We start from the raw sequence: 301 nt of genomic DNA, 5'->3' as shown, positions 1-301 counted from the left end.
TACATGAAAGCAGAACGGAAGAGATATATGTGCTAGAGGCCGATGGTTCTAAATTGACGAGGATTACCAACAACAATTTTTCCGACACCCATCCTGTCTGGGCACCTCAGTAGCTTTCTACAATGTAGCTGCATCAGACTGTGCGGTTCTTAGCTCATGTAGGCCAGGGCGGGATGCCCGGCCTTTTTCGTTTCCATCGTGCCTTTCACCGTGGAGTGGAGTGGCAGCGACCAGGGTTCCGGCGTTGCCAGTTACGACGTGCAGTATCGCGTAGACAACGGCGTCTGGACCTCCTGGCTCA

Annotated in this window: 1 protein-coding gene; it reads right to left on the bottom strand. The window is 53.2% G+C overall.

Features of this window, described 5'->3' with window-relative positions:
- Positions 1-117: 117 nt before the first annotated feature.
- The coding region (locus tag NUW23_16230; protein ID MCR4427694.1) for a hypothetical protein at positions 118-301 on the bottom strand (184 nt) is incomplete at its 5' end.

The organism is Bacillota bacterium (assembly GCA_024655925.1).
Taxonomy (GTDB): domain Bacteria; phylum Bacillota; class DTU025; order DTU025; family JANLFS01; genus JANLFS01.
This window is presented reverse-complemented; position numbering and strand designations above follow the sequence as displayed.